The organism is Nocardioides mesophilus, assembly GCF_014395785.1.
Taxonomy (GTDB): domain Bacteria; phylum Actinomycetota; class Actinomycetes; order Propionibacteriales; family Nocardioidaceae; genus Nocardioides_B; species Nocardioides_B mesophilus.
In genome coordinates, this window is the sequence record NZ_CP060713.1 from 1,784,949 (window position 1) to 1,806,025 (window position 21,077).

Below are 21,077 nucleotides of genomic sequence, written 5' to 3' on the forward strand. Positions count from 1 at the left end.
GCTCCTAGCGGTAGGTGAGGAGGTCGGTCTCGACCTCGAGGTGGCTGTGGTCGTTGAAGGAGACCAGCGTGGTGCCGCGACGGCCCACGACGAGCTTGGTGACCGAGGCGTTGACGGTGACCGGGTTGAGCCGCATCCACACCGACGCGTCGCCACCGAGCAGGGAGGTCGCGACCCAGGCGGCGGGGCCGCCGGAGGTGAAGACGACCGCGGTGCCGCCGCTGTCGATCCGGTCGAGCTGCTCGACGGTACGGCGCAGCGCCGCCTCGACCCGCATGCCGAACGCGGCGAAGCTCTCGTCGTACTCCTCGGCGAAGTCGCCGCCGGTCCACCGCGCGGTCGCCGCCTCGAACCAGCGCTGGAACGCCTCGCGGTCCAGCCCCTCACCGGTGGTGTCGCCGGGGCCGGCCGGGTGCAGGGAGAGCATCTGCACGTGGTCGAACTCGTTCCAGCCGGTGTCCTCGAGCGTCCCGACGTCCCAGCCGGCGGCTCGTACGGCGGCGTCGGCGGTCTGCCGGTGCCGGCGCATCGCGCCGCGCACGACCAGCGAGGGCCGGACCCCCCGCGCCGCCAGCGCCGCGCCGAGCACCCGCGACTGCTGCTCGCCGGTACCGGACAGCACGTCGTAGTCGGCGGCTCCCCACGAGGCCTGTCCGTGGCGGACCAGCAGCACTTGGCTCATGCGCCGGCACCGGGCGCGTCCGGCACTGCGCCGGCACCGGGCGCGTCCGGCACAGCGCCGGCACCGGGCGCGGCGATGAGCCGGGCGCACCGCTGCTCGAGGTACTGCACCATCGGCAGGAACGCGGCGTAGGCCTCGTTGGTGGTCTGCCCGTGGTGGTAGCGGTAGTAGATCTGCTGGGCGATCACCGCGAGCCGGAACAGCCCGAACACCTCGTAGAACAGCCACTGCTCGCGGGTCACCGAGAGACCGGTGCGGGCGGTGTAGGCCTGCACCATCTCCCACCGGGTCAGCATCCCGGGCAGGTCGGAGGGCTGCCGCCGCAGCTGCCGGAACACCGGGTCGTCGCCCTCCTCGATCCAGTAGGCGAGCGCGCCACCGAGGTCCATCAGCGGATCGCCGAGGGTGGCCATCTCCCAGTCGAGCACACCGCGGACCTGCAGGGACCCGGGGTCGAGCACGACGTTGTCGAGCCGGTAGTCGTTGTGGATCACGCAGGTCGCGACGTCGTCGGGCTGCCGCTCGGCGAGCCAGGCCATGACGGTCTCGAAGTCGCCGACGTTGTCGGTGCGGGCCCGCCGGTAGCGGTCGGACCAGCCGGCCACCTGCCGGGCGACGTACCCGGTGCCCTTGCCGAGGTCCTGCAGCCCGGCGGCCGTCACGTCGACCCCATGGAGCTCGACGAGGACGTCGAGGAAGCGGCCGCACAGGTCGGCGGCGCCGTCCGCGTCCAGCGACAGCCCGGCGGGCAGGTCGCCGCGCAGGATCACGCCGTCGAGCCGCTCCATGACGTAGAACTCCGAGCCGATGACGCTCTCGTCGTCGCAGAACGCCACCATCGGGGCGACGTAGGGGAAGACCGGCGCCAGGCGCTGCTGGATGGTGAATTCGCGCCGCATGTCGTGGGCGCTCTTGGCCTTGGCGCCGCGCGGCGGCCGCCGCAGGATCAGGTCGCGGTCGGGGTAGCGCAGCAGGAAGGTGAGGTTGGAGGCTCCGCCCGGGTACTGCCGGACGTCGGGACGGCCGGCCTCGACGCCGGCGTGCCCGGTCAGCCAGGCGGCGACGCGACGCACGTCGAAGGCGTCCTCCGCGCGGACCGGACCCGGGGGGTTGCCGGCGTCGACGGGGGCGCCCATCAGAGGTACTTCTTCAGCTCGAGCTTGGCGATGACGCCGCGGTGCACCTCGTCGGGTCCGTCGGCCAGCCGGAGCGTGCGCGCCGAGGTCCAGGCGGCCGCCAGCGGGAAGTCCTCGGACACCCCGGCGCCGCCGTGCATCTGGATCGCCATGTCGATGACCTGCTGGGCCATGGTGGGCACCGCGACCTTGATCTGGCTGACCGCGGCCAGCGATCCGCGCGGTCCCTCGGTGTCGAGCATCCAGGCGGCGTGCAGGACCAGCAGCCGCGCCTGGTCGATCGCGATGCGGGCGTCGGCGATCCGCTCGGCGTTGCCGCCCAGCTTGGCCAGCGGCCGGCCGAAGGCGACCCGGGAGATCGCGCGGCGGCAGGCCAGCTCCAGGGCCCGCTCCGCCAGCCCGATCAGCCGCATGCAGTGGTGCACCCGGCCGGGACCCAGCCGGCCCTGGGCGATCTCGAAGGCCCGGTCCGGGCCGAGCAGGATGTTCGAGGCGGGCACGCGCACGTCGGTGAAGGAGATGTCGGCGTGGCCGAGCGGCTCGTCGTACATCCCCATCGCGGTGAGCTTCCGCTCGATCCGGACCCCGGGGGTGTCGCGGGGCACCAGCACCATCGTGTGCCGGGAGTGCCGGTCGGCCTCGGGGTCGGTGAGCCCCATGAACACGAAGATCTTGCAGTCGGGGCTGCCGGCGCCGGTGGACCACCACTTGCGGCCGTTGATCACCACCTCGTCGCCCTCGACGACCGCGGTGGCCTCCATCGTGGTGGCGTCGGAGGAGGCGACGTCCGGCTCGGTCATGCAGAAGGCGCTGCGGATCCGGCCGTCGAGGAGCGGCTCCAGCCAGGTGGCGCGCTGCTCGTCGGTGCCGTACTTCAGCAGCACCTCCATGTTCCCGGTGTCGGGGGCGTTGCAGTTGAGCACCAGCGGCGCCAGGAAGGACCGGCCGGTCTGCTCCGCGACCGCCGCGTAGTCGAGGTTCGACAGCCCGACGCCGCCGTCGGTGCCGAAGCGCTCGGCGTAGCCGGCCTCGTGGCCGGCCGGCAGGAACAGGTTCCACAGCCCCTGCGCCCGCGCCTTCGCCTGGAGCTCCGCCACGAGGGGCAGCGGGGTCCAGGCGTCGCCGCCGGACTCACGCAGCCGGGTGATCTCCTGCTGGTAGCCGGGCTCCACGGGCTCGATCTCGGTCTCGACGAAGGCGCGCACCCGCCTGCTCAGCTCGGCCGCGCGCGGCGACGGTGAGAAGTCCATGCTCCGACCCTAGATCCTGGTGCGGAACCGGCCACCAGGCCCGTCTATGCTCGCCCGATGAGATCTCTCGGAGCCGCTGCCGCCACCGCTCTCCTGCTGTCGCTCGCCGCCTGCGGCGGCGGGAGCTCGAGCGACGCCAAGGACGCCCGGAGCGCTGACGACACCAAGGCCTCCAAGGCCATCGCGGACTCGATCATGAAGAGCCAGGAGGAGAGCCAGGGCAAGGACCTGTTCTCCATGGACCGCGGCGAGGCCGACTGCATCGGCAACGGCTTCGTCGACGACATCGGCACCGAGAAGCTGCAGAAGTACGGCTTCCTGACCAAGGACCTCAAGACCGCCGAGAGCATGGGGGACGTGAAGATGTCCCCCGAGGACGCCAAGTCGGCCTCGGACACGCTCTTCGACTGCACCGACGTCTCGAAGATGATGTCCGACGCGCTGGCCGCCGGCGGCACCCTGGACAAGAAGACCCAGGCCTGCCTCGAGGACGCGGTCACCGAGGACAAGCTGCGCGAGATGTTCACGCTGATGTTCAGCGGCGAGCAGGAGAAGGCCAACGAGGTCGTCACCGCGCCGATGATGAAGTGCGCGACCGCCGCGCAGTGACCCCCGCCCGCTGATCCACCGGCCCGTCCCGCTCTGGCGCGGGGCGGCTGCTCGCGTGATAATTTCCCTCGTCCAACCCGGTCAAGGTGCTCGTTCCGCGACGTCGTGTGGTGGCCCAGATCCCCACCGGAGTCCCGATGTCGCTCACGTTCCCGGCCCCCGCGACCGCCCCGCTGCCGACCGGCGTCGCGTTGCCGCTTCCGGCGCCGGGCTGGGGTGCGCCACAGGCGCTCGCTGCGCTCGCCGAGGCTCGGCCGTCCCTGCCCGTGCCGCTGCCGGAGCCCGCGGTGGTGAGCGCGCTGACCACCGTGGTGCTGCGTTCGGGTGACCTGGCGGTCAAGGTCTACCCACCCGGCACGGACCCGGGGCACCTGGACCGGCTGCGCGGGGCGTTGGCCGGCTCCACCTCCGCGCACCTGCCGCTGCTCCCCGCGGTGGTCACGTCGTACGGCGTCGTCACCGTCGCCCCGTGGCTCCCGGCGGCCCGGCCCGTGTCCTGGCGCGCGCTCGGCGGCCTGCTCCGCGCATTCCACGACGAGCACGCCGTCGCCGAGGTGCCGGTCTGGAGACCGCTGTCCCGGCTGGCCTCCCAGGTCGCCGACCTGCCGGAGGAGGCGGCCGCGGTGCTGCTCGGCGCCCGGGACGTGCTGCTCACCGCCCTCGACGAGGTGGGCTCCGAGGTCGGGGTGGGCGCCATCCACGGGGACGTCTCGCCCTCCAACGTGCTGCGCACCCCGACCGGACCTCGGCTCATCGACCTGGACTGGGTCGCCCGCGCCCCGCGGGAGTACGACCTGGCCAGCGCGGCCCGGCGGGTCCGGGCCGGGGAGATCTCCCGCCGCGCCTACGCCGGGTTCTGCGCGGCCTACGGCTTCGACGTCCGGAGCTGGCCCGGGCTGCCGGTGCTGGACCGGGTCGCGGACCTCGGCGGGGTCGCCTTCCGGTTGTGGGACAGCCGCCACCACGGCCGGGACCTGGACTGGCTGGCGCAGGAGCTGCCGGTGTGGCGCACCGCGCTGTGACGGCTCCGGCGCACCGCCGTACCGCGGCCCGGCGGCGTCGCGGCGACGCTCAGGCGGGCGCCGGCAGCGAGCGCAGCCACTGCGCGAACTGCTCGTTGTTCGCCGCCCGGTCGCGGCGGTCCTGCACGTAGCGCAACGCCTCCGCCCCGGTCAGGCCGAGCAGCTCGCGCACCACCAGCGCGGTCACCAGGCCCGAGCGGTTGCGTCCGAACGTGCAGTGCACCAGCGCCTGCCGACCGTCCCGGACCAGGTCGGCCACCAGCCGGGCCAGCCCGGTGGTGAGCGCCGGGTCGGGAACCGTCTCGCCGTCGACCAGCGGGCACTTGAGATAGGCGAGCCCGTCGATCTGCTCGGCCGGCGGATACGCGTCGGGGTCGGCCAGGTCGACCACCAGGTCCACGCCGGTGGCCCGGACCCAGTCGAAGTCGACCGGGCAGCCGCCGTGCCAGAGCCGCCCGGCCAGCATCTCGGTGGGCGGGTCCGCGGGCTCCACTCCCGGCAGGTCCACGGGGTCGGTCGTCCAGTTCAGGGTCTCGGTCGTCTCGGGCACCCCTCCGTCCTACCCCGTCGCGGTCGGCGGGACTCCTTCCGGTGCCGGGGGCCGGACGAACCAGGTCCTTTCGGCCGCGTGCGAGGACCTTTGGACCCCTGACCGTCGGCTCCTCGCACGCCGAGACTCGTGGGTGGAGACGCGACACTCACGGAGGACGACATGACCCTGCAGACCACTCCCGCCCAGCTCACCTCGTCGGTGCTCGACGCCGTCGCCGACGGGGCCTGGTCCGCCGGCGACGTGGCGGCCACCGTGACCGCGCAGGTCCGGGCCGGACGCAGCGATGTCGTGGCGACCCTGTGGGACCTCGTCGACCAGGGGGCCCTCGTCTACGACGCCTCCGCCGCCGAGCCGGGCTTCCGGCCGGTCCGCACCGTCCAGGCCTGAGCCGCGCCCCCGCCCGGCGGCCGCCCGCGCCCGAGGGCGGCCGCCGTCGGCCCCGGCGCTCGACGGCACGCGGCCCCTCGCGCGGGTTGTAGGCTCACGACGGGCTGCGAACCGCAGGCCCGCCCGCTTGGCTCAATTCCCGTTGGTCGTGCGTCGCCCCGGGCAAGCCTGTCGTCCGTCGACGACGCAGCACTGGAGAGACCATGGCCGAGCGGTTGGACATCGCGGTGTCGCTGGCACGGGCAGCGCGGGAGATCAACTCGGCGAACGACCTCGACGGCACCTTCGACACCATCGTCCACGTCGCCAAGCGATCGCTTCCCGGCGTCGACCACGTCGGCATCTCGATCTCCCACAAGAGCGGCAAGATCGAGACAGTGGCAGGGACCGCCCGGATCGTCTGGGAGCTCGACGCCCTCCAGTACGAGCTCCGCGAAGGGCCATGCGTGCACGCCGTGGTCTCCCGGTCCGAGCCGGTCGTCGTGGTCAACAACATCCGGCACGACCAGCGCTGGCCCCGCTACGTGCCGCAGGCCCTCAAGCTGGGGCTCAGGGCCCAGCTCGGGATCCGGCTCTACGTCGAGGAGGAGACGCTCGGGGCGATCAATCTGTACTCGACCGGGAGCGACACCATCGATCCCGAGGTGGAGCACGCGGCTGAGCTGTTCGCGGCCCACGCCGCCGTCGCCGTCGGCCGCATGCAGCGGGTGCAGAACCTCACCGTCGGGATGGAGAGCCGGAAGGTCATCGGGCAGGCGATCGGGATCGTGATGGAGCGCTTCGCCCTCGACGAGGACCGCGCGTTCGGTCACCTGACCCGGGTCTCGCAGCACACCAACGTCAAGCTGCGCACGATCGCGCAGGAGATCGTCGACCAGGGCAACGAGAGCGCCGACCAGGGCGGCTGAGCCGTCCCCGGCCGCCGCCCGCAGGCAGCTGCGCTCGTGCCGGGTCCGGCAAGGACACCCCCGAAGCAGCCCTCGCCGGACCCGGAGTCACAGGGCGGTCCGGTGGAGCTGCCGCGGGCGGCGGGAGCAGCACCCTCCTCGAGGGAGGGGGCAGACGTGCCAGAGCGGTCGTCGTCCATCAGATCCACGTGCCGTGGGTGGGCCGTCCGCGCTCTCGCCTGAACGCGAGACCAGGGTAGGGCCCGGCCCCGCGATCCGGAACCCCCTTGTGACCGGAATCCGGACGCGACAGGTGGCGGCGGCTCAGCTGGCGACGGTCGCGACCACCATGGACCGGGTCGTCGGGTCGGCCCACTCGTTCGCGGTGCCGACCAGCTTGGCGGCTGAGAAGAGCAGGAACGGCAGCGCCAGCAGCACCGACCACGGCCATGAGGCGTAGGTGGCGGCCCCGAACACCATGCCGGTCAGCGTGGTGGTCAGCGCCAGCCGCGCGGAGTAGCCGACCATCACCACCGGAGGCGCCGGGGTGGCCCGCGCGCTGCGCAGGTCGACCGCGAACGGCCGCTTCACCGACCAGCGCAACGAGGTGGCGACCACCTGCACGGTGACCACCAGGCCGCAGCAGAGCACGCCGGCGAGCTGGGCGCTGGTGGGCGGGCCGGCACGCAGCGACCCGAGCACCACCGTGAGCACCGTGGCCACGAGCAGCACCTCGACGAGCACCGTCGCCCGTGACCAGAACACCAGCCGCGGGGAGACCGGCAGGCTGTCGCGCCAGAGCGCCCCGCGGCCGTCGAGGCACCACGAGTTCACCCCGAACAGCAACGCCCCGCCGGAGGCGACCAGGCCCGGCAGGATGCTGAGCATCGACCAGTCCAGGCCCCCGGCCAGCGCGACCAGGCCGGGCAGCAGCGCGAGCACCGCCAGGCCGCGGCGCAGCGGCACCGAGCGCCAGATGCCGACCCGGTCGGTGCGCAGCAGCGCCGCCAGGTCCGATCCGGCGTGCGGTCGGGGCGGCCGCGAGGACGCCTCCTCGCGCAGCTCGTCGCGGGCGGGACGGCGTACGACGGCGGTCGCCACCCAGGCGCCGACCACCACCGCGGCCAGGGCCAGCGCGACCAGCGCGAGCACCACCTTGAGCCAGTTCCACACCTGCCCGTCGGCGCCGTAGAGCACGCCGAAGGTGATCCGCAGGGTCGGGCTGCGGTCGAGCAGCGGCACCAGGTTGTCGCTGGAGATCAGCGCCGCCAGCGACGCCCCGAGCGCGATCACCAGCAGCCGAACGGTCAGGAGGCCGTGGGTGCCGCGGCGCAGCCACTCGATCCCCCAGGCCACCACCTGCGCCAGCGCGGTGGCCGCGAACAGCCACAGCAGCACCGGGACCTGGGCCAGCAGCAGCTTCCAGGTCGGCCCGACGACGTACGACGTCGCGCCGAGCAGCGTCCACGCCTGCAGCAGCCAGGCGATGTTCAGCGGCGCCATCAGCAACGCGCCCAGGTGGTCGGTGGTGGGGCTGACCGGGTAGGCCACCGCCTGCTCACGCGGCAGCAGCTCGCGGCCGCCGCCGGACGCCGCCGCGGAGACGATCGAGATCACCAGCAGGCCGATGTAGCCGGTCGGCAGCAGCAGCAGCACGTCCTGGTGGCGGCCGTCGCCGTCGGGCAGGTAGCCGGGCAGCCAGGAGACCAGCACTGTCACGGTCAGGATCAGTACCAGGGCGAGCATGACCGCGGTGCGCGAGCGGCCGCGCACCCCGTTGGACCGGAACCGCAGCAGCGCGCCGACGTCGGCGATCGCCCACTGCACCCGCTCGCGGCGCGAGAGCCGCAGCCCGGTGCCCGGCGGGCTCAGCGGGGCCGGGCCGTGCGGCTCAGTCGAGGAGGGAGCGGTAGACACCGGCACCGGCCTCCCCGGTCATGTCGGCTGCGGGTACGGCGGCGACGGCCGAGCCGCCGCGCAGCACGATCGCGTCCTGGCAGGCGTCGACCGCCAGCTCGCGCAGATGGGTGGAGACCAGGACCGCGGCACCCCGGGCGCGCGCGTCGGCGATCACCTCCATGGTCGCTTCGACACCGAGCGGGTCCACCCCGTCGAAGGGCTCGTCGAGCAGCAGCACCCGCGGCTCGTGGAAGGCCGCCAGGATCACCGACATCCGGCGGCCCATGCCGTGACTGAAGCCGGCGGTCACGCGATGGGCGGCCGCGCCGAGGTCGAACCGCTCGAGCAGGTCGCGGGCCGGCTCCTCCCAGCCGGCCGGCAGCCGGCGCAGCCGGGCGGCGAGCTGCAGGTGCTCCCAGGGGGTCGCCCGCGGGACCAGGCCGCCGACGTCGGGGCAGTAGCCGGTGACCCGCTTGGCGGCCAGCGTCTGCCGGGCGATGTCGAGCCCGTCGACGGTGACGATGCCGCCGGTCGGCGGGATCACGCCGGCCAGCACGCGCATGGTGGTGGACTTGCCCGCGCCGTTGCGGCCGAGCAGCGCGGTGGCGCTACCGGCGGGGACCGAGAAGTCGATCCCGCGGACCGCGTCCACCGGGCCGAACCGGACCCATAGTGCGGTGACGTCGACGATCGGGGTGCTCACTCCGGCGATTCTCCCCGGCCGGTCCGGCCCGTGCCCCGGTTTCGCGCCGATTCGTCCGAGTCGCGGCCAACCCCCAGCCGCCGAAATCGCGCACAGCCGTCGTCCCGGCTCCGCACCACCACCCCCCGGCCGCCGGAATCGCGCACAGCCGTCGTACCGGCTCCGCACCACCGCCCCCCGGCCGCCGGAATCGCGCACAGCCGTCGTACCGGCTCCGCACCACCGCCCCCCGGCCGCCGGAATCACGCACAGCCGTCGTCCCGGCCCACCGCGGTCGGTGGGCCGGGACGACGGGGCGCCGCTCAGCGGTCGGCGTACCGCCGGGTGCCGGGGGCGAGCGCGAGCCCGAGGACCAGCAGGCCGACGACCGCGAACGGCACGGCCGCGGCCTCGTGGATGTAGCCGATCTTGAACGCGCTGAAGATGAGCATCCACACCCCGTAGACGACCACCCCGGCGCGGCCGAGTGCGCTGCGACGAGCCAGCGCGAGCGCGGACAGCAGGCCGAAGGCGGTCACCGACTCGAAGGTCAGCAGGAAGGTCAGGGCCATGTCGGTGACGCCGTCGAGCAGCGTGAAGTAGACCGCGCCGTAGCCTGCGAACAGCGTCTGCAGCACGGTCAGCGCGACGACGACGGTCGCGGTGACCGGGCGCCGGGCCGCGGCCGGGTCGCGCGGGGAGGTACGTGTGGTGATCGTGGTCATGCTGGGCTCCTTCGATTCGGTGGTCTGACTGCTCCGCCAGCCTCGGCCCGGCGGCGTCCCGGTCACCACGCCCGTCTGTCACGATCCGGGTCGGGACTTCTCGTCCCGTGACGCCGGGACTCCGGCGTCGGGACAATGTCGACATGTCAGCGCTCGCCGGGGTGGTGGCCGTCCTCTGCGGGGTGGGCGGCGCGCTGCTGCACGCCGCGAACGCCGCGGCCGACCGCACCGTGCAGCCGTCCTTCTGGCTGATGGGGGTGGCCGCCGCGATCGGCTGGGGCTCGCTCGCGGTCGCGCTCCGGGCCTCCTCCGCCGGCCTCCTGCGCGCCCTGGTCGCCGGCATCGGCCTGGCGCAAGGGGTCGCGGTGCTCGCCGCCGAGGTCGCGCTCGCCCACCCCGCCGGCGCCCTGGGCGAGTGGGCCGCGTGGTTCGGCTCGTGGCTGTGGACCCCCGGGTACGTCGCCGTGGTGACCGTGCTGCCGCTGCTGATGCCCGACGGCACGCTGCTCTCCCGGCGGTGGCGGCCGCTGCTGCTCATGGCCCTCGCCGCGGTCGGCGTCGTCGCGGCCGGCTGGGCGCTGACGCCGTACGACGCGCAGGACTTCCCGGCCGCCCTCGAGGGACAGACGAACCCGGTCGGGCTGCAGGCCGTCGCCGACCTGCTCGCCCCGCTCGGGGCGGTGCTGCTGCTCGGCGCCGTGCCGGCCGCGGTGGCCGCCCTGGTGCTGCGGCAACGCCGGGCCCGGGGGCTGGTGCGCCAGCAGCTGAAGTGGGTGCTGCTCGGCGTGCTCGCGACGCTGGCGCTGATGGCGCTCTCGCGGCTGGCCCCGGTGCTGGTCGGGGAGCCGCTGGCCGCGCTCGCGATGCTGCCGCTGCCGGTCGCCATCGGGGTGGCGGTGCTGCGGCACGGCCTCTGGGAGGTCGACGTGGTGCTCTCGCGCACGGTGCTGTACCTGCTGCTGACCGGCATCGCGGCGTCGGCGTACGTGCTGCTGGTCGGCCCCGTCGGTCAGATCCTGGACGACGAGACCGCCGGCGCGACGCTCACCGCGGCGGCGGTCGCGCTGCTGGTGCTGCCGGTGCACGCCTTCCTGCGCCGCCAGGTGAACCGGTGGGTGCACGGCTGGGAGGTGGAGCCCTACGAGGTGCTGACCCGGCTCGGGCACCGGCTGGAGGACGTCGGAGAGATCGGGTCCGCGGACGACCGGCTGCTGCCCTCGGTGGTCACCTCGGTGGCCCGGGCGATGCGGGCCGACCGGGCGACCTTGCGGCTCGGCGACGGCACCGTCCTGGTCGCCCACGGGTCGGCGGCCGAGAGCGTGCCCGGGCCGGCGGCCGGGCCGGCGGCGGCTCCGGACGTCGAGTCGGTGCTGGAGATCCCGCTGCGCTACGCCGGTGACCGGCTCGGCACGCTCTCGGTCGAGCGCTCCGGCGGTTTCACGTGGAACGACCGGGCGGTGCTCGACCGGCTCGGCGGGCAGACCGCGATCGCCGCGCACACGGTGCTGCTCGAGCGGGCGGCCCGCGCCGCGCGCGAGGAGGCGGTGCTGGCCCGGGAGGAGGAGCGGCGCCGGCTGCGGCACGACCTCCACGACGGGATCGGACCCTCGCTGGCGGCGCTGGCGCTGCAGGTGGAGACCGCGCGCGACCTCGCCCCCGACGACCCGGCCGCGGCGACCGCGCTGCTCGGCCGGCTGGTGCCGCGGCTCAACGCCGCGGTCGCCGAGGTGCGCGCCCTGGTCAACGAGCTGCGGCCGCCGACCCTCGACGAGCTCGGGCTGGCCAGCGCCGTGCGCGAGCTGACGGCCCGGCTGTCCACCCCGGACACCGAGGTGCGCACGGCGACCGAGGGGTTGGCCGAGGGGTTGGCCGACGGACTGGCCGACGGGGGTGGGCGGCCGCTGCCCGCGGCGGTCGAGGTGGCGGCGTACCGGATCGCGGGGGAGGCGGCCACCAACGCGGTGCGGCACGCGGCCGCCCGGCACGTCGACGTACTCCTGCACCGGGAGCCGGACCGGCTCCGGGTCGAGGTCCGCGACGACGGCACCGGGCTCCGCGACGGAGCGCCCCGCGGGGTCGGGCTCACCTCGATGCGGATGCGTGCCGAGGAGCTCGGTGGCACCCTCACCGTGAGCACCTCCCCGCACGGCACCACCGTCACCGCCTCGCTCCCGCTGAGCGACCCGACCGACCTGACCGAACCGACCGACCAGAAGGAGGTCCGATGAGCATCCGCGTGCTCGTCGTCGACGACCACCCGCTCTACCGGGAGGGGCTGACCACCGCGCTGTCCACGATGTCCGACGTCGAGGTGGTCGGCGAGGCCGGTGACGGCGCGGCCGCGGTCGCGAGCGCGGCCACGCTGCACCCGGACGTGGTGATGATGGACCTGCACATGCCGGTGATGAACGGCGTCGACGCCACCCGCGCGGTCACCGAGGCGCAGCCCGAGGTGGCCGTGCTCGTGCTGACCATGCTGGAGGGGGACGACTCGGTGTTCGCGGCCGTCCGCGCCGGGGCCCGCGGCTACCTGCTCAAGGGAGCCGACCGCGCCGAGATCCACCGGGCGCTGACCGCCGTGGCGCACGGCGAGGTGGTCTTCTCCGCGACCATCGCGCCGCGGGTGCTCTCCTACTTCGCGACCGGCCGCAGCCGCTCGGTCGAGCCGTTCCCGGAGCTCACCGAGCGGGAGCGGGAGGTGCTCGACCTGGTGGCGCGCGGGCTCACCAACCTCGAGATCGCCCGCCGGCTCTTCCTCAGCGACAAGACGGTGCGCAACCACGTCTCGAACGTGTTCGCCAAGATCCACGTCGCCGGCCGGGCCGAGGCGGTCGCCCGCGCCCGCGACGCCGGCCTCGGCACCGCCTGAGCGCTCGGCGCCCGACGGCGCCCTAGAGTGCCCCGATGACCTCGAGCGACCTCGTCCCCGGATGCTTCCCGTGCGACCAGCAGGCGCAGGCGGTGCTGCCGCCGCGCGAGGACGTCGTGCACACCGACCACTGGCGGGTCGCGCACGCGTTCAACAGCACCCTGCCCGGCTGGCTGGTGCTGGTGCCGACGCGGCACGTGCTCTCGTTCACGGACCTGACCCCGGAGGCCGCCGACGAGCTCGGCGGGCTGGTCCGTCGTCTCGGCGTCGCGCTGGAGGCGGTGACCGGCTGCGTGAAGACCTACCTCATGCAGTTCTCCGAGGCAGAGGGCTTCTCGCACCTGCACCTGCACCTCGTGCCGCGGCAGCCCGAGCACCCTGCGGAGGCCCGCGGACCCCGGGTGTTCAGCTTCCTCAGCGAGGACCAGGACCGGTGGCTGCCCGCCGGCGAGCGCGACCGTCTCGCGCTCGCCGTCCGGGCCGCGCTCTCCTAGTCGGCCCCGGGGCCCGGCGCGGCCCGGCTCAGGCCGGGAAGCGGCCGCCGGACTCCGCCAGGTCGACGAGGTACGGCGGCGGGGCGAACCGGTCGCCGTACGTCGCCGCGAGCTCCCGCGCCCGGGCGACGAACCCGGCCGGCCCGCCGGGGTAGCCCTGGATGAACTGCGCCGCGCCGCCGGTCAGCGCCGGGTAGCCGATCCCCATGATCGAGCCGATGTTCGCGGCGGCCGCCGAGTCGATGACGCCCTCCTCGAAGCAGCGCGCGGTCTCGACCGCCTCGATGAACAGGAACCGGTCGCGCAGGTCGACCAGGTCGTCGAACTGCGGGGCCCGGTCGGCCACTGGGAAGGTATCGGCCAGCCCCTTCCAGAGGCCGAGCCGCTTGCCGTCCTCGTCGTAGTCGTAGAAGCCGGCGCCGCGCAGCCGCCCCGGCCGGCCCGCCTCGATCATCGTGGTCACCACCGCGTCCGCGGCGTGCGCCGGCAGCTCGCGGCCGTCGGCGGCGAGGGCGTCCGCGGTGGCCTTGCGGATCTTGGCCATCAGCTCGAGGTTCAGCTCGTCGGAGAGCTGCAGGGTGCCGACCGGGTAGCCGGCCGAGGTGGCGGCCCGCTCGATGGTCACCGGGTGCACGCCCTCGGCGAGCATCGCCAGCCCCTCGTTGACGAAGGTGCCGATCACCCGTGAGGTGTAGAAGCCGCGGCTGTCGTTGACGACGATCGGGGTCTTGCGGATCGCCTGCACGACGTCGACGGCGCGCGCGATGGTGGCGTCGGAGGTCTGCTCGCCGCGGATGATCTCCACCAGCGGCATCTTGTCGACCGGGGAGAAGAAGTGCAGGCCGACGAAGTCCGCCGGCCGGTCCACCGACCCGGCGAGACCGGTGATCGGCAGCGTGCTGGTGTTCGAGCACAGCAGCGCGTCCGGTGCCACGACGTCCTGCACCTCGGCGTACACCTTGGCCTTGAGCGCGGGGTCCTCGAAGACCGCCTCGATGACCAGGTCGCAGCCGGCCAGGTCCGCCATCTCCCCGGTCGGGGTGATCCGGTCGAGCACCTCCCGGGCCGCCGCCTCGGACATCTTGCCGCGCGAGACCGCCTTGCCGAGGATCTTCTCGGAGTAGCCCTTGCCCTTCTCGGCGTTCTCGGTGCTGACGTCCTTGAGCACCACGTCGAGGCCGCTGCGGGCGCAGGCGTAGGCGATGCCCGCGCCCATCATCCCGGCGCCGAGCACCGCGACCCTGGTGGGCCGGAACGTCTCGAACCCCTGCGGGCGCAGCGACCCGGCGTTGATCGCCTGCAGGTCGAAGAAGAACGCCTGGATCATGTTCTTGGAGTTCTGCCCGGTGATCAGGCTGGTCAGGTAGCGCGACTCGATCCGGGAGGCGGTGTCGAAGTCGACCTGGGCGCCCTCGACGGCGGTCGCCAGGATCGCCTTGGGCGCCGGGTAGTCCGCGCCCTTGAGCTGCTTGCGCAGGTTCGCGGGGAACGCCGGCAGGAACGCGGCCAGCTTCGGGGTGGACGGGGTGCCGCCGGGCACCCTGTAGCCCGGCCGGTCCCACGGCTGCACGGCCGCGTCCGCGTCGTCGCGGTTGGCCTGGATCCAGCCCTTGGCGGCCGGCAGCAGCTCGTCCGGGGAGGCCACCAGCGCGTCGACGAGCCCCTTCTCCTTCGCCTGCGCCGGCTTCATGCGCGGCCCGAGCAGCAGCACGTCCATCAGCGCGGAGCTGAGGCCGAGCATCCGCACCGTGCGGGTCACCCCGCCGCCGCCGGGCAGCAGGCCGAGGGTGACCTCGGGCAGCCCGAGCTGGATCTTCGGGTCGTCGACGACGATCCGGCGGTGGCAGGCCAGCGCGATCTCGAGCCCGCCGCCGAGCGCGGTGCCGTTCACCGCGGCCACCACGGGCTTGCCGAGCCGCTCCAGCCGGCGCAGCTGCGCCTTGACCTCCTCGACCATCGCGAACACGTCCGCGGCGTCCTCCGGTCCGGCCTTCACCATGCCGTTGAGGTCGCCGCCGGCGAAGAAGGTCTTCTTGCCGCTGGTCACCACCACGCCGGCGATCTCGTCACGCTCGGCCTCCAGCCGGTCCACGGCCGCCCCCATCGACTCCAGGTAGAGCCGGTTCATGGTGTTCGCGCTGGCGGTCGGGTCGTCCAGGGTGAGCACGACGATGCCGTCGTCGTCCTTCTGGTAGCGCACTGCGGTCTGCTCGGTGGTCTGGCTCATGGGGCTGCGGGTCCTCGCTGTGGGAGTCGAGTGGGGGTCAGGGACGAAGCGGTACGGCGGTCCGCGGGAGGTGGCCGGAACCGGGTGCGACCGGCCGGCGCCGGGGCGGCGGAGTCAGAGCCGTTCGACGACGGTGGCGATGCCCATCCCGCCGCCGACGCAGAGCGTGGCCAGGCCGTAGCGCTGGTCGCGGCGCTCGAGCTCGTCGACCAGCGTGCCGAGGATCATCGCGCCGGTCGCGCCGAGCGGGTGGCCCATCGCGATCGCGCCGCCGTTGACGTTCACGACGTCGTGGGAGATCCCCATGTCCTTCATGAACCGCATCGCGACCGCGGCGAACGCCTCGTTCATCTCCCACAGGTCGATGTCCTCGACCGAGAGGCCGGCCTTCGCCAGCGCCTTGCGGGAGGCCGGCGCCGGGCCGGTCAGCATGATCGTCGGGTCCGCGCCGGAGACCGCCGTGGCCAGGATCCGGGCCCGCGGGGTGAGCCCGAGGTCGCGGCCGACCTGCTCGTTGCCGATCGCGACGAGCGCGGCTCCGTCGACGATCCCCGAGGAGTTGCCGGCGTGGTGGACGTGGTCGATCCGCTCCACCCAGTGGTACTTCTCCAGCGCCACCGCGTCGAAGCCGCCCTGGTCCCCGATCGCGGCGAACGACGGCGGCAGGCCGGCCAGGCTCTCCACGGTGGTGCCCGGGCGGATGAACTCGTCCCGGTCCAGGACGGTGAGCCCGTTCAGGTCGCGGACCGGCACCAGCGCCCGGTCGAAGTGGCCGTTGGCCTGCGCCTTGGCGGCCCGGGCCTGCGACTCGGCGGCGAACGCGTCGACCTCCGGGCGCGACCAGCCCTCGAGGGTGGCGATCAGGTCCGCGCCGATCCCCTGCGGCACGAAGGAGGTGGTGTCGGCGGTGCGCGGGTCCATCGCCCAGGCGCCGCCGTCGGAGCCCATCGGCACCCGCGACATCGACTCGACGCCCCCGGCGAGGATCAGGTCCTCGAAGCCGGAGCGGACCCGGGCCGCGGCCTGGTTCACCGCCTCCAGACCGGAGGCACAGAACCGGTTGAGCTGCACCCCGGCCACGGTCTCCGGGTAGCCGGCGGCGAGCGCCGCGGTCTTGGCGATGTCGCCGCCCTGGTCGCCGATCGGGGTGACCACGCCGAGCACCACGTCGTCGACCCGGCCCGGGTCGAAGCCGGGGTTGCGCTCCTGGACCGCGTCGAGGAGCTGCACCACCAGGTCGACCGGCTTGACCTCGTAGAGCGACCCGGTCTTCTTCCCCCGGCCGCGCGGCGTGCGGAGGGCGTCGTACACAAATGCCTGCGGCGTCTCGGCCATGGCGCGTCCTGACTTCTCGGAACCGGGGTCTGGTCTTCGATTGTGACACTCATGCTGTTAGCGTCGTCAACCGCCGTGACCCTGTGATCTGGGTCTCCCGACACCGAGCTGTGAGGCCGCATGAGCGTGGAAGCGCACCCGGCCGGGCCCGAGCCCGAGCTGAGCACCCTCGACGAGCTCAGCCGGAGCACCGGGGTCAGCGTCCGCAATATCCGGTTCTACACGACCCGGGGGCTGCTGCCGGCGCCGATCCGGCGCGGCCGGTCGGGCTACTACTCCGCCGACCACGTCGCCCGCCTCGAGCTGGTCCGCGAGCTGCAGGCGCACGGCTTCACGCTGGCCGCGGTCGAGAAGTACGTCGCCCGGATCCCGGCCGACGCCACGCCCGAGACGATCGCGCTGCACCGGACGCTGCTCGCGCCGTGGATGGCCGAGCTGCCGGAGACCCTCTCCCGCCGCGACCTCGAGCGCCGGGCCGGCCGCAAGCTCGGCGAGGACGAGCTGGACACCTTGAACGCGCTCGGGATCGTCTTCCCCACCAAGCAGGGCAAGTTCCAGGTGGCGGTCGCGCACCTCTCGGTCGGGGTCAGCATGCTCGACCTCGGGATGCCGCACGACGTCGCGCTCGCCGCCCAGGATATCTTCACCGCCCACGGCCGCGCCGTCGCCGAGGAGCTCACCGAGCTGTTCCGCACCCGGGTGTGGCCGGCGTACGTCGAGAGCCAGGCCTCGCCCGAGCAGGTCCGGGAAGCCGTGGAGCGGTTCAAGCCGGTGACGGTCGCCGCCCTGGTCACCGCCTACGAGTCCGCAGTCAACGAGACCAAGCGCGAGACCGTCGCGCGCCGCACCCGTTGAGCCGAGGAGCCGACGATGACCCCACCGACGCCCGAGCGGACCCCCCAGCCGGCCACCGGGCCCGCCACCGCGCCTGCCGCCGGGCCGGTCGAGCTGGGGCGCGGGACCGGCCCGCTGCGCGGCGTCCGGGTGGTCGAGCTGGCCGGGATCGGTCCCGGCCCGCACGCCGCGATGCTGCTCGCCGACCTCGGCGCCGACGTGCTGCGGGTCGAGCGCCCCGGCGGCGCGATGAGCCCCGGCCCCCGCGAGACCGACCTGCTCACCCGGGGCCGGCCCAGCGTCGCGATGGACCTCAAGCACCCGGCCGCGGTGGCGACGCTGCTCGACCTGGTCGCCGGCGCCGACGTGCTGATGGAGGGCCTCCGGCCGGGGGTGACCGAGCGGCTCGGCCTCGGCCCGGAGGCCTGCCTGGGGCGCAACCCGGCCCTGGTCTACGCCCGGATAACCGGCTGGGGCCAGGACGGTCCCTGGGCGACCACGGCCGGCCACGACCTCAACTACATCGGGGTGTCCGGCGCGCTGCACGGCCTCGGCCAGACCGCCGACCGGCCCCAGTTCCCGACCAACCTCCTCGGCGACTTCGGCGGCGGCTCGACGTACCTCGTCATCGGGATCCTCGCCGCGCTGCTGGAGTCCCGCAGCAGCGGGCTCGGCCAGGTGGTGGACGCCGCGATCGTGGACGGGACCGCGCACCTGTCGGCGATGTCGGCTTCGATGCTGGCCGGCGGGATGGCACGCGAACGCCGGGCAGCCGGGCTGCTCGACGGCGGCGCCCCGTTCTACGACGTCTACGAGACCTCCGACGGCGAGCACCTCTCGGTGGCCCCGCTCGAGCCTCAGTTCTACGCCGAGATGCTGCGGCTGCTCGACCTCGGCGACGCCGTACCCGACCGCGACGACCTGTCCGCCTGGGCCGCCCTGCGCGAGCGGCTGAGGGCGCGCTTCGCGGAGCGCACCCAGGCCGAGTGGGCCGAGGTGTTCGACGGCTCCGACGCCTGCGTCACGCCGGTCCTGCCGATGACGGAGGCCGCCCGGCACCCGCACCTGGCCGCCCGGGAGACCTACGTCGAGCGCGGCGGGCTGCTGCAGCCGGCGCCGGCGCCACGGTTCTCCCGGACCGGGGCCACGCTGACCTCAGGGCCCAGCCGGCCGGGCGCCGACACCCGGGCCGCGCTCACCGCCTGGGGGGTCGCGGACGTCGACGCGCTGCTCGCGACAGGTGCGATAGACCAGACCTGACGCTTCGTGCGAAAGCGCATGAAGCGCGTCCGGTCTGGGTATTCCTCACTCCGAGCGGGAGGGCGAGGGATGGAGCGCATGGACGAGGCGTGGTCGGTGTGGCGACGGGTCTGGTTGGTCGTCGGGATCCTCAGCACCTGCGCCGCCTTCGTGATGTGGCACCCCGCGACCGTGGTCGGCACCGCGCTGGTCGGAGCCCTCTGCGGCGCCATCGTGGTGCTGCTGCAGCGACAGGACCCGCAGCAGCTCGGCCCGATCCCCGGGGCCTCGACCGCGGAGCCCGCGAACGCGACGGCTGTGGGCAACGTCGCCGGAGCCGCCGGTGTCGGCTCACCGCCGCGCTACTCGGTCGCCCGCGCCGCTCTCGGCACCGCCCTCGCCGCCGTCACCTTCGGCTCCCTGGGCACGATCTCGCTGGGCCTGCTGTTCGGCGTCGCCATGCTGGCCGCGTTCAGCACCCCGCCGTCCCTGCACTTCTGGAAGCTGCGACTCGGTGGCCACGGACCGGTCCGGCGCGGTCGGGGCGACACGATCCCCGCGCAGCGCGGCACGGTCGTCCCGCCGTGCCTGGCCGAGCTGCGGGCCCGGCCGGCGGCGTCGCTGACCGACGTGGAGCTGTGCGCCGCCTGGCGACGCTCCTTCGGGGCGCTGCTCGACGCCGCGTCGCCGGAGGAGAAGGAGTCGGTGGTCTCGCTGCGCCAGGAGTACCTCGACGAGATGGAGGTCCGCGACGCCGGCGCGCTCGAGGCATGGCTGCAGTCCGGGGCGCGCGCGGCGGGCGGTCCGGAACGGTTCCTGGTGCGTCGTGACACCGAAGACCCGCCGTACGCCGCCTGATCGATGACCGTTCACGCCAAGCTGGTCCCGACCCGGGTGCCGGACGCTCCCGAGGCCGCCGTGCTCGTGCTGCACGGCGGCGCCAGCCGGCGCGGCGACGTGCGGGTCAGCCCCACCCAGCTCTCGGTGCTGCGGATGATCCCGATCGCGGCCCGGATCGCGCACGCCGGAGGGAACCGTCTCGCGGTCTTCCGGCTGCTCAACTCCACCCGCGGCTGGGACACCGCGCACACGCCCGTCGACGACGTCGGCTGGGCGCTGGACCAGCTTCGCGAGCGTTTCGGCACGTCGTTGCCGACCTGCCTGGTCGGCCACTCCCTCGGCGGCCGGGCCGCGCTGCTGGCGGGGAGCCGACCAGAGGTCCGCAGCGTCGTCGCGCTGAACCCGTGGGTCTACGCCACCGACGGGCGGGTGAGCCTGCGCGACAAGCAGGTGCTGATCGTGCACGGCACCGAGGACCGGATCGCCAAGTCCGAGAACTCCGCGGTGGTGGCCCGGGCGCTGGCCCGCTCGGCCGAGGTCGGCTACATCAGCGTCGACGGCGGCAAGCACGCCATGCTCGGCCGGCTCGGGGTCTTCGACCGGCTGGCCGCCGACTTCGCGCTGTCCACCCTGCTGGGCGAGGCAGTGTCCGGTCCGGTCGCCGAGGTCCGCGGCGGCCGGCAGTGGGTCACCGTCTGAGGCCTGGCGCCGCGGACCCGTGCCGGCGGGACCCGGCCGACCCGTCAGTGGTGGTACTCGTGCACCACGGCGTGCCCGAGGCCGCGGCCGATCATCCAGCGGTTCACCGGCACGGTGACCACGAAGGCGACCGCCAGCGAGAAGACCAGCGACGCCCAGAAGATCCAGTTGCCGAGCCCGGCGTTGAGCGCACCGGGCACGCCGACCATGACCCCGTTGTCGACGATCTCCATGACCGCGATCGACACGGTGTCGGCGGCCAGCGCGACCTTGACGGCGGCGGCGAACGGCACGCCGGCCCGGAGCACCGGCGAGATGGTCAGCGAGTAGCCGAAGAAGAAGGCCAGCACGATCGCGAGCGCGACGCTCGGCCCTGTGCTCCAGCCCCACCAGGTGGCCAGCACCATGCCCAGCACCTCGCCGATCGCACAGCCGGTCAGGCAGTGCAACGTCGCGCTGACCGCCGTACTCCAGCTCGAGTCCGCCCCGTGGCCGGCCCCGTGGTCGGCTCCGTGGTCGGCTCCGTGGTCTGTCCCGCGGGTGTCCATGGCGTGTCCGGCATCTCCGTGCGTGGACTCGTGCCCGTGCTGCTCATGTGTCTCACTCATGCGTGCCAATATACCCCTGGGGGGTATGCATGGCAAGACCCGCCAGCCAAAAAGCAGGTGGTCCAGGTCACTTGTGCAACTAGTTGCACAAGCGGTCCCC

At 73.8% G+C, this 21,077-nt stretch carries 21 protein-coding genes; 11 read left to right on the forward strand and 10 right to left on the reverse strand.

The annotated features are described in order from the left end of the window. Positions 1 to 4: 4 nt before the first annotated feature. Genes H9L09_RS08445 through H9L09_RS08455 form a run of 3 tightly spaced genes read right to left on the reverse strand, consistent with a single transcriptional unit; the run spans position 5 to position 3,068 of the window. Positions 5 to 682: a histidine phosphatase family protein gene (locus H9L09_RS08445; protein WP_187580183.1), complete on the reverse strand. Its 678-nt coding sequence runs from the start codon at positions 680 to 682 to the stop codon at positions 5 to 7. Further along, positions 679 to 1,818, reverse strand: a complete 1,140-nt coding sequence (locus H9L09_RS08450; RefSeq protein WP_187580184.1) for a phosphotransferase family protein — start codon at positions 1,816 to 1,818, stop codon at positions 679 to 681. Before H9L09_RS08450 ends, H9L09_RS08445 begins: the two co-directional genes overlap by 4 nt. Next, positions 1,818 to 3,068 (reverse strand): acyl-CoA dehydrogenase family protein, encoded by a 1,251-nt coding sequence (locus tag H9L09_RS08455; protein ID WP_187580185.1) that lies wholly within the window; start codon positions 3,066 to 3,068, stop codon positions 1,818 to 1,820. The genes H9L09_RS08450 and H9L09_RS08455 overlap by 1 nt, the downstream gene beginning before the upstream one ends. Before the next feature lie 57 nt (positions 3,069 to 3,125). On the opposite strand from H9L09_RS08455, the gene H9L09_RS08460 reads away from it, so the two are divergent. After that, complete coding sequence (locus tag H9L09_RS08460; RefSeq protein ID WP_187580186.1) at positions 3,126 to 3,677, forward strand: hypothetical protein; 552 nt, start codon at positions 3,126 to 3,128, stop codon at positions 3,675 to 3,677. 137 nt (positions 3,678 to 3,814) lie between these two features. Continuing rightward, positions 3,815 to 4,699 carry a phosphotransferase family protein gene (locus H9L09_RS08465; RefSeq protein WP_187580187.1) on the forward strand — a complete coding sequence of 295 codons (885 nt, stop codon included), beginning with the start codon at positions 3,815 to 3,817 and terminating at the stop codon, positions 4,697 to 4,699. A 49-nt stretch (positions 4,700 to 4,748) separates the two neighbouring features. On the opposite strand, the gene H9L09_RS08470 is transcribed toward H9L09_RS08465, so the two are convergent. Next, positions 4,749 to 5,249, reverse strand: coding sequence for a protein-tyrosine phosphatase family protein (locus tag H9L09_RS08470; protein ID WP_187580188.1), 501 nt, complete (start codon positions 5,247 to 5,249; stop codon positions 4,749 to 4,751). Positions 5,250 to 5,411: 162 nt separating this feature from the next. On the opposite strand from H9L09_RS08470, the gene H9L09_RS08475 reads away from it, so the two are divergent. Then, positions 5,412 to 5,639 (forward strand): hypothetical protein, encoded by a 228-nt coding sequence (locus H9L09_RS08475; protein ID WP_187580189.1) that lies wholly within the window; start codon positions 5,412 to 5,414, stop codon positions 5,637 to 5,639. Positions 5,640 to 5,842: 203 nt separating this feature from the next. Beyond that, positions 5,843 to 6,547 carry a GAF and ANTAR domain-containing protein gene (locus tag H9L09_RS08480; RefSeq protein ID WP_187580190.1) on the forward strand — a complete coding sequence of 235 codons (705 nt, stop codon included), beginning with the start codon at positions 5,843 to 5,845 and terminating at the stop codon, positions 6,545 to 6,547. Positions 6,548 to 6,850: 303 nt separating this feature from the next. On the opposite strand, the gene H9L09_RS08485 is transcribed toward H9L09_RS08480, so the two are convergent. From H9L09_RS08485 to H9L09_RS21990, 3 genes are all read right to left on the reverse strand, one after another. Then, entirely contained in the window at positions 6,851 to 8,443 is a 1,593-nt protein-coding gene (locus tag H9L09_RS08485; RefSeq protein WP_187580191.1) for a hypothetical protein, read from the reverse strand. After that, positions 8,418 to 9,128, reverse strand: a complete 711-nt coding sequence (locus tag H9L09_RS21985) for an ABC transporter ATP-binding protein (protein WP_246456365.1) — start codon at positions 9,126 to 9,128, stop codon at positions 8,418 to 8,420. The genes H9L09_RS08485 and H9L09_RS21985 overlap by 26 nt, the downstream gene beginning before the upstream one ends. 302 nt (positions 9,129 to 9,430) lie before the next feature. Continuing rightward, the gene (locus tag H9L09_RS21990; RefSeq protein WP_246456366.1) at positions 9,431 to 9,832 is read right to left on the reverse strand and encodes a hypothetical protein; all 402 of its coding nucleotides are present in this window, start codon (positions 9,830 to 9,832) and stop codon (positions 9,431 to 9,433) included. A 143-nt stretch (positions 9,833 to 9,975) separates the two neighbouring features. Between H9L09_RS21990 and H9L09_RS08495 the strand changes: the two genes are divergently transcribed. Genes H9L09_RS08495 through H9L09_RS08505 form a run of 3 tightly spaced genes read left to right on the forward strand, consistent with a single transcriptional unit; the run spans position 9,976 to position 13,195 of the window. Continuing rightward, positions 9,976 to 12,060, forward strand: coding sequence for a sensor histidine kinase (locus tag H9L09_RS08495; RefSeq protein ID WP_187580193.1), 2,085 nt, complete (start codon positions 9,976 to 9,978; stop codon positions 12,058 to 12,060). Continuing rightward, positions 12,057 to 12,701, forward strand: coding sequence for a response regulator (locus tag H9L09_RS08500; RefSeq protein ID WP_187580194.1), 645 nt, complete (start codon positions 12,057 to 12,059; stop codon positions 12,699 to 12,701). The genes H9L09_RS08495 and H9L09_RS08500 overlap by 4 nt, the downstream gene beginning before the upstream one ends. A 35-nt stretch (positions 12,702 to 12,736) precedes the next feature. After that, entirely contained in the window at positions 12,737 to 13,195 is a 459-nt protein-coding gene (locus H9L09_RS08505; protein ID WP_187580195.1) for an HIT family protein, read from the forward strand. 28 nt (positions 13,196 to 13,223) lie between these two features. On the opposite strand, the gene H9L09_RS08510 is transcribed toward H9L09_RS08505, so the two are convergent. Together H9L09_RS08510 and H9L09_RS08515 are read right to left on the reverse strand one after the other, a co-directional pair. Then, complete coding sequence (locus tag H9L09_RS08510; protein WP_187580196.1) at positions 13,224 to 15,422, reverse strand: 3-hydroxyacyl-CoA dehydrogenase NAD-binding domain-containing protein; 2,199 nt, start codon at positions 15,420 to 15,422, stop codon at positions 13,224 to 13,226. 114 nt (positions 15,423 to 15,536) lie between these two features. Next, positions 15,537 to 16,757, reverse strand: a complete 1,221-nt coding sequence (locus H9L09_RS08515; RefSeq protein WP_187580197.1) for an acetyl-CoA C-acetyltransferase — start codon at positions 16,755 to 16,757, stop codon at positions 15,537 to 15,539. Between the two features lie 120 nt (positions 16,758 to 16,877). Here H9L09_RS08515 and H9L09_RS08520 point away from each other — a divergent pair, with 120 nt between their 5' ends. From H9L09_RS08520 to H9L09_RS08535, 4 genes are all read left to right on the forward strand, one after another. Further along, positions 16,878 to 17,612: a MerR family transcriptional regulator gene (locus tag H9L09_RS08520; protein WP_187580198.1), complete on the forward strand. Its 735-nt coding sequence runs from the start codon at positions 16,878 to 16,880 to the stop codon at positions 17,610 to 17,612. Between the two features lie 15 nt (positions 17,613 to 17,627). Next, positions 17,628 to 18,851 (forward strand): CaiB/BaiF CoA transferase family protein, encoded by a 1,224-nt coding sequence (locus tag H9L09_RS08525; RefSeq protein WP_281390842.1) that lies wholly within the window; start codon positions 17,628 to 17,630, stop codon positions 18,849 to 18,851. Positions 18,852 to 18,929: 78 nt separating this feature from the next. Beyond that, positions 18,930 to 19,688 carry a hypothetical protein gene (locus H9L09_RS08530; protein WP_187580199.1) on the forward strand — a complete coding sequence of 253 codons (759 nt, stop codon included), beginning with the start codon at positions 18,930 to 18,932 and terminating at the stop codon, positions 19,686 to 19,688. A gap of 3 nt (positions 19,689 to 19,691) precedes the next feature. Continuing rightward, entirely contained in the window at positions 19,692 to 20,369 is a 678-nt protein-coding gene (locus H9L09_RS08535) for an alpha/beta hydrolase (RefSeq protein ID WP_187580200.1), read from the forward strand. Between the two features lie 44 nt (positions 20,370 to 20,413). On the opposite strand, the gene H9L09_RS08540 is transcribed toward H9L09_RS08535, so the two are convergent. After that, positions 20,414 to 20,977, reverse strand: a complete 564-nt coding sequence (locus H9L09_RS08540; RefSeq protein WP_187580201.1) for a DUF4396 domain-containing protein — start codon at positions 20,975 to 20,977, stop codon at positions 20,414 to 20,416. Positions 20,978 to 21,077 lie beyond the last annotated feature (100 nt).

What these genes read in the sequence shown, in the direction of transcription:
- H9L09_RS08455 (WP_187580185.1), bottom strand. Translation starts at nt 3,068, where the DNA reads ATGGACTTCTCACCGTCGCCGCGCGCGGCCGAGCTGAGCAGGCGGGTG.
- H9L09_RS08525 (WP_281390842.1), top strand. Translation starts at nt 17,628, where the DNA reads ATGACCCCACCGACGCCCGAGCGGACCCCCCAGCCGGCCACCGGGCCC.
- H9L09_RS08515 (WP_187580197.1), bottom strand. Translation starts at nt 16,757, where the DNA reads ATGGCCGAGACGCCGCAGGCATTTGTGTACGACGCCCTCCGCACGCCG.
- H9L09_RS08510 (WP_187580196.1), bottom strand. Translation starts at nt 15,422, where the DNA reads ATGAGCCAGACCACCGAGCAGACCGCAGTGCGCTACCAGAAGGACGAC.
- H9L09_RS08520 (WP_187580198.1), top strand. Translation starts at nt 16,878, where the DNA reads ATGAGCGTGGAAGCGCACCCGGCCGGGCCCGAGCCCGAGCTGAGCACC.
- H9L09_RS08535 (WP_187580200.1), top strand. Translation starts at nt 19,692, where the DNA reads ATGACCGTTCACGCCAAGCTGGTCCCGACCCGGGTGCCGGACGCTCCC.
- H9L09_RS08465 (WP_187580187.1), top strand. Translation starts at nt 3,815, where the DNA reads ATGTCGCTCACGTTCCCGGCCCCCGCGACCGCCCCGCTGCCGACCGGC.
- H9L09_RS08495 (WP_187580193.1), top strand. Translation starts at nt 9,976, where the DNA reads ATGTCAGCGCTCGCCGGGGTGGTGGCCGTCCTCTGCGGGGTGGGCGGC.
- H9L09_RS08530 (WP_187580199.1), top strand. Translation starts at nt 18,930, where the DNA reads ATGGACGAGGCGTGGTCGGTGTGGCGACGGGTCTGGTTGGTCGTCGGG.
- H9L09_RS08505 (WP_187580195.1), top strand. Translation starts at nt 12,737, where the DNA reads ATGACCTCGAGCGACCTCGTCCCCGGATGCTTCCCGTGCGACCAGCAG.
- H9L09_RS08500 (WP_187580194.1), top strand. Translation starts at nt 12,057, where the DNA reads ATGAGCATCCGCGTGCTCGTCGTCGACGACCACCCGCTCTACCGGGAG.
- H9L09_RS08475 (WP_187580189.1), top strand. Translation starts at nt 5,412, where the DNA reads ATGACCCTGCAGACCACTCCCGCCCAGCTCACCTCGTCGGTGCTCGAC.
- H9L09_RS08445 (WP_187580183.1), bottom strand. Translation starts at nt 682, where the DNA reads ATGAGCCAAGTGCTGCTGGTCCGCCACGGACAGGCCTCGTGGGGAGCC.
- H9L09_RS08460 (WP_187580186.1), top strand. Translation starts at nt 3,126, where the DNA reads ATGAGATCTCTCGGAGCCGCTGCCGCCACCGCTCTCCTGCTGTCGCTC.
- H9L09_RS21990 (WP_246456366.1), bottom strand. Translation starts at nt 9,832, where the DNA reads ATGACCACGATCACCACACGTACCTCCCCGCGCGACCCGGCCGCGGCC.
- H9L09_RS08450 (WP_187580184.1), bottom strand. Translation starts at nt 1,818, where the DNA reads ATGGGCGCCCCCGTCGACGCCGGCAACCCCCCGGGTCCGGTCCGCGCG.
- H9L09_RS08540 (WP_187580201.1), bottom strand. Translation starts at nt 20,977, where the DNA reads ATGAGTGAGACACATGAGCAGCACGGGCACGAGTCCACGCACGGAGAT.
- H9L09_RS08480 (WP_187580190.1), top strand. Translation starts at nt 5,843, where the DNA reads ATGGCCGAGCGGTTGGACATCGCGGTGTCGCTGGCACGGGCAGCGCGG.